Here is a 4,903-nt window from a genome sequence, read left to right as displayed (position 1 = left end):
CAATCATCACACCCTCCATGTGGTTGAACCCGCGCGGACTCCATAACGCCGTTATTTTGTTCTTGCAATGTTCTTGTTTTGGAGTGGGCGGACGGGCGCTGGCGGGTTCATCACAACGACCACAGAGATGGACACAACGAACACGACGGGACCGCGGCGCGGCGGCGGTGGCGGTTCTCCGGGGGCGTCCTTGCGGATCGACGCCTCTGGCATCGATCGAACAGGAGGGCCTGCAGTCATCCCGGGAGGGCGGGACCGGGGCCTGCTCCCGTCGTGTCCGTCGTGTCCCGTGGTGGTCGTTGTGATGAACCGACAGACGCCGCCCATCGCAAACCGGTCACTCGACGCCATGCGGCGGGATCGCTAGACCAGCGGCATGACCTCGGCCTCGCTGTCCGGACGCAAGATCCTGCTGATCGTCGGCGGCGGCATCGCCGCCTACAAGGCGCTGGAGCTGGTGCGCCTGCTCCGGAAGGCCGGAGCCGATGTGATGAGCGTGCTGACTGCGGCGGGGGCCGAGTTCGTGACCCCGATGTCGCTGGCCGCCCTGACCGGCCATCCGGTGCGCCAGGCCCTGTTCATGCCCGAGGACGAGACGGCCATGGGCCATATCGAGCTGTCGCGCTGGGCCGATCTGGTGGTGGTCGCCCCGGCCACGGCGGGGCTGATCGCCAAGGCGGCCAACGGCCTGGCCGACGACCTCGCCTCGACCACGCTTCTGGCCACCGACAAGCGGGTGCTGCTGGCCCCGGCGATGAATGTGCGGATGTGGCTGCACCCGGCGGTGCAGGCCAATGTCGAACGGCTGAAGGGCTTCGACGGCTTCCACGGCGCGGCGGTGGTCGGGCCGGACGAGGGCGAGATGGCCTGCGGCGAGTTCGGCCCGGGCCGGATGGCCGAGCCGGCCGCCATTCTGGAGGCCATCGAGGGGCTGCTGGCCGGACCGGACGGACGGCCGCTGGCGGGGCGCAGCGCCGTGGTGACGGCGGGTCCGACCTTCGAGCCGATCGACCCGGTGCGCGGCCTGACCAACCGCTCCAGCGGCAAGCAGGGCTATGCGATCGCCGAAGCCCTGGCCACGCTGGGGGCGCGGGTCACGCTGGTGTCGGGTCCCGTCGCCCTGCCCGCCCCGGTCGGGGTGGAGCGCATCTGGGTCGAGACGGCGCGCGAGATGCAGGCTGCGGTGGACGCCGCTCTACCGGCCGACATCGCGGTGATGAGCGCCGCCGTGGCTGACTGGCGCGTCGACGGCGTGGCCTCGGGCAAGATCAAGAAGGCCCCGGGCGGGCCGCCGTCGCTGAGCCTGATTGAGAATCCCGACATCCTCGCCGGGGTGTCGGCGGCCGGAAAGCGGCGGCCGAAGCTGGTCATCGGCTTCGCGGCCGAGACCACGGACCTGGAGGCCAACGCCCGGGCCAAGCTGTCGAGGAAGGGCTGCGACTGGATCGTCGGCAACGACGTGTCGGACGACGTGTTCGGGTCGGACGGCAACGCCGTGACCCTGTTCACCAAGGGCGGCAAGGCCGAAAGCTGGCCGCGTCAGTCCAAGGCGGAGGTGGCGCGCAAGCTGGCCGCCCGGATCGCCGATCATTTCGGCTGATCTGTCCACACGTTGTCCACTGACCTTTCCCCGATGGCCTGTTGCTTCTCCACCGGGGTTTCTCAGCCAGTGAACAGGGCAATGCATCGCGGCGGCCGGCGGCAGGATATGGATCGCTGAGCGACCTACCGCCCTATTGCTCTATCGAAGCCAGTGCACCCATGACGACTGTCCGGATTGAACGCCTGCCGCATGCTGAGGGTCTGCCGCTGCCGGCCTATGAAACCTCGGGCTCGGCCGGGATGGATCTGCGGGCGGCGGTGGACGAGAACATGCCGGTCATACTGGCGCCGGGCGCGCGCACCCTCGTGCCGACCGGGCTGAAGATCGCGCTGGAGCCGGGCTTCGAGGCCCAGGTGCGGCCGCGGTCGGGACTGGCGCTGAAGCACGGCCTGACCTGCCTGAACTCGCCGGGCACCATCGACAGCGACTATCGCGGCGAGGTCGGGGTGATCCTGATCAACCATGGTCAGGAACCGTTCGTGATCCGTCGCGGCGAACGGATCGCCCAGATGGTCATCGCCCGCTATGCGCAGGCCGAAATGACGGAGGTCGGGGCGCTGGACGAGACGGCGCGCGGCGCCGGCGGATTCGGCTCGACCGGCCGTTAAGCGGAGCCATTCGGCGCGACCGGCGTTAACCCTGCTTACGGCCAAGCTGGGCCGCAGCAAGACGGAGGTCGGCGTATGGAGTCCCTGTTCGATTCAATCGGCGCGTTTCTGAACGGAATTTTCGGCCTGGCCCAGGGCGGGTTCGACGGCGTCAACCAGGTCATGGGCCTGCTGATCGCGGTCATCGCGGCCCTGCTGATGCCGGCGTGGAGCCGGTTGTGGGCCTCGGCGCTCGGGGCCGCCCTGGTGCATGTCGCCGTCGGGGTGATCCGGCCGATGCTGGACGGCGGGGCCATGGTGCTGCCCGACCTGCTGTCGATGGGCTTCTGGATGATGCTGCTGGCCCTGTTCCTGGGCTATGCCATCGTCATCGCGGTGTTCTTCCTGATCAAGTCGCTGGTGACCGGCGGGGTCGGCCGCAGGCGGCACGCGCACTGAGGGGCGCATTCCTCCCCCGAGCGCAGCGGAGGGGTGGGGGACCGCGAAGCGGTGGAGGGGGCTGATCCCCTCCGCCGGCGGTCGTAGAAGGCCCCCTCCACCATCCTTCGGATGGTCCCCCTCCCCCTGCGGGGGAGGAATGACGGCGGTTCACGCCTGCCGGAACCCCAGCACGTCCTGCATGTCGTAGAGGCCGGGCTTGCGGCTGCGGACCCAGGCGGCGGCGGCGACGGCGCCCTTGGCGAACAGCGACCGGTCGATGGCCGAGTGGCTCAGCGTCAGGGTCTCGTCGTCCGAGGCGAACAGGACAGTGTGCTCGCCGATGACGCCGCCGGCGCGCAGCGAGGCGAAGCCGATCCTGCCGGTCTCGCGCACGCCGGTGATGCCGTCGTAAGGGGCGGTACGGACGTCGGCGAGATCCTCGCCGCGGCCGCTGGCGGCGGCCTCGCCCAGCATCAGGGCCGTGCCGGAGGGGGCGTCGGCCTTCCTGCGGTGATGGGTCTCCAGAACCTCGATGTCCCAGTCGGCGGCGTCCAGCCGCTGGGCGGCGTGCTCGACCAGCCCGATCAGGATGTTGACGCCGAGCGAGAAATTGCCGCTGCGGACGATGGCCACGGTCTCGGCCGCCTTGAGGATTTCGGCGTCCTGCTCGGGGGTCAGGCCGGTGGAGCCGATGACCAGGGCGGGGCCGCGGCGGGCGGCGCAGGCGCGGGCCAGCTCGACCGAGGCCTCGGGGGTGGAGAAGTCGATGACCACGTCGCACAGCGACAGGTCAGGGGTCTCGCCGCGGTCGAAGCGGGCGGCGACGACGACATCGTCGCGGGCGTCCAGCGCAGCCGAGACGGCGCGGCCCATACGACCCCGGGCGCCGGAGATGCCGGCATGGAAGATGGCGCTCAAATCAGACCCCTGAACATGTCGGCGGCACTGTGAAGGCTTTCCGGCCGGTCGTCATCCTCGGCCGGACCCGGGCGGCCTACTGGGTCGCTTCGGCGCCGAGAATGTCGGCCCAGAAGCGCTTGGCCTTGCCGGCGAAGGACGAGTTGCGCGGCGTCTGCAGGTCGCCCAGCGAGGCGGCCAGCTCCTCCAGCAGCTCCTTCTGGCGGGCGGTCAGGTCGGTCGGGGTCTCGACGAACAGTTCGACCACCAGATCGCCGCGCTGGCGGCCGTTCAGGTGGGGCATGCCCTTGCCCTTGATGCGCACGGCCTTGCCGGTCTGCGAGCCCGCCGGCACCGTCACCTGCGCCTTGCAGCGGCCGTCGCAGGCCTCGGAGGTCAGGCAGGGGGCGTCGATCTCGCCGCCCAGGGCCGCGGTGGTCATCGGCACCGGCACGGTGACCAGCAGGTCGAGGTTGTCGCGCTCGAACAGTTCGTGCGGCGTCACCGAGATGAAGACGTAGAGGTCGCCGCGCGGACCGCCGCGCTGGCCCGCGTCGCCCTCGCCCGACAGGCGGATGCGCGAGCCGTCGTCGACGCCGGCGGGGACCTTGAGCTGGAGCTTGCGGTTCTTCCGGACTTGGCCGTGGCCGTGGCAAGTCGCGCAGGGCTCGGCGATCATCTGGCCGTGGCCGCCGCAGCGCGGGCAGGTCCGCTCGACCTGGAAGAAGCCGTTGGCGCTGCGCACGCGGCCGGCGCCCTGGCAGGTGGTGCAGGTGGTCGGCTTGGTGCCGGCCTTGGCGCCCGAGCCCTCGCAGGTGTCGCAGGTCGCGGTGGTCGGCACGCCGATCTCGACCTCGGCGCCCTTGTAGGCCTGCTCGAGGGTGATCTCGAGGTCGTAGCGCAGGTCGGAGCCGCGGCGCGGGCCGTGCTGGCGGGCGCCTCCACCCTGACGGCCGCCGAAGACGTCGCCGAAGGCTTCGCCGAAGACCTGGGAGAAGATGTCGTTGACGTCGGCGAAGCCGGCCCCGCCCTGTCCGAACGGATTGCCGCCGCCGTTGACGCCGGCGTGGCCGAAGCGGTCGTAGGCGGCGCGCTTCTGGTCGTCCGAGAGCACGCTGTAGGCCTCGGAAATCTCCTTGAAGCGGGCCATGGCGTCGTCGCACCCGCCGTTGCGGTCGGGGTGATGCTGCATGGCCAGCTTGCGATAGGCGGATTTCAGCCCCGCGGCGTCGATGGTCCGTTCGACGCCCAGAATCTCGTAATAGTCACGCGTCGCCATCTGGCGTTCGTCCTCTTACCCTGCCGCTCCCGCCGCCGCCTCTGATGGGCCGCTGACCGGAATGGCTGACCGGGCGCCCATGTCAGCCCGGTCAGC

Annotated in this window: 5 protein-coding genes; 3 read left to right on the top strand and 2 right to left on the bottom strand. The window is 70.3% G+C overall.

Annotation, left to right across the window (positions count from 1 at the left end; all coding sequences use genetic code 11):
- The first annotated feature begins 376 nt into the window (after positions 1 to 376).
- The 3 genes from coaBC to RDU12_RS12200 all read left to right on the top strand — a co-directional run bounded on the left by coaBC (position 377) and on the right by RDU12_RS12200 (position 2,649).
- The gene (gene coaBC, locus RDU12_RS12210) at positions 377 to 1,600 is read left to right on the top strand and encodes a bifunctional phosphopantothenoylcysteine decarboxylase/phosphopantothenate--cysteine ligase CoaBC (protein ID WP_300289344.1); all 1,224 of its coding nucleotides are present in this window, start codon (positions 377 to 379) and stop codon (positions 1,598 to 1,600) included.
- 161 nt (positions 1,601 to 1,761) lie between these two features.
- Complete coding sequence (dut, locus tag RDU12_RS12205; protein WP_300289342.1) at positions 1,762 to 2,211, top strand: dUTP diphosphatase; 450 nt, start codon at positions 1,762 to 1,764, stop codon at positions 2,209 to 2,211.
- Positions 2,212 to 2,286: 75 nt separating this feature from the next.
- Positions 2,287 to 2,649, top strand: coding sequence for a hypothetical protein (locus tag RDU12_RS12200; protein WP_300289341.1), 363 nt, complete (start codon positions 2,287 to 2,289; stop codon positions 2,647 to 2,649).
- Between the two features lie 150 nt (positions 2,650 to 2,799).
- On the opposite strand, the gene dapB is transcribed toward RDU12_RS12200, so the two are convergent.
- Both dapB and dnaJ read right to left on the bottom strand, forming a co-directional pair.
- Positions 2,800 to 3,549, bottom strand: coding sequence for a 4-hydroxy-tetrahydrodipicolinate reductase (gene dapB, locus RDU12_RS12195; protein WP_300289340.1), 750 nt, complete (start codon positions 3,547 to 3,549; stop codon positions 2,800 to 2,802).
- Between the two features lie 76 nt (positions 3,550 to 3,625).
- The gene (gene dnaJ / locus RDU12_RS12190; protein WP_300289339.1) at positions 3,626 to 4,807 is read right to left on the bottom strand and encodes a molecular chaperone DnaJ; all 1,182 of its coding nucleotides are present in this window, start codon (positions 4,805 to 4,807) and stop codon (positions 3,626 to 3,628) included.
- Between the last annotated feature and the right edge of the window lie 96 nt (positions 4,808 to 4,903).

Source organism: Brevundimonas sp., assembly GCF_031082345.1.
In the GTDB taxonomy this organism is placed as follows: domain Bacteria; phylum Pseudomonadota; class Alphaproteobacteria; order Caulobacterales; family Caulobacteraceae; genus Brevundimonas.
Note: the sequence above shows the minus strand (reverse complement) of the source record. Positions and strands in the feature narration are given on the sequence as shown.